Origin of the sequence: Frankia sp. AgKG'84/4 (assembly GCF_023242965.2) — a bacterium.
GTDB lineage: Bacteria > Actinomycetota > Actinomycetes > Frankiales > Frankiaceae > Frankia.
Genome location: NZ_JALKFU020000734.1, coordinates 1 through 520, shown reverse-complemented (window position 1 = coordinate 520; position 520 = coordinate 1). Strand labels below are relative to the sequence as shown.

At 77.7% G+C, this 520-nt stretch carries 1 protein-coding gene; it reads right to left on the bottom strand.

The annotated features are described in order from the left end of the window. Positions 1–520 (bottom strand): aKG-HExxH-type peptide beta-hydroxylase (locus tag MXD58_RS24855; RefSeq protein ID WP_250610068.1); only part of this gene is annotated, 520 nt, incomplete at both ends.

Here is a 520-nt window from a genome sequence, read left to right as displayed (position 1 = left end):
CCTCCCGGCACCAGGCGAACTCGTAGGCCGCGTGCGGGTCGGCGGCGGGCGACCGACGGGTCCAGCGGGCGGCCCAGAACGCGGCCATCCGCGCGTGGGCGAAGGTCCCCTGCAGGACGGCCGCGAGCGGACGCGGATCCGGCCGCCACGGCGAGAAATACAGGTCGCCGTGGCCGGCGGCCTCAGACACCAGCGCGGCCAGGTCGTGCACCATCTCCAGCCGACTGTGCGCCGACTCGTGCACCAGCGAGGCGGCCAGCGCGAGCGGGCTCGACGGCGGCGAGAGCAGTGCGGCGCCGAGGGAGTCCGTCGCCGTGGCGCTGCTGCCCTGGCAGGCCGCCACGGGCCGCAGCGGCACCAGTGTGTGCAGCGTGCCGGCGACCTCAGCGGCGAGGTCCGGACCGGCGTGCGCCAGCAAAGCCCCCGCCGCCGCCACGAGACGATCCCAGCGGGCCGTCTCCGCCGGCGAGGCGGCCGCCGCGACACCCGCGGGCAGCGCGTCCCCGACGCGGAAGGGGTC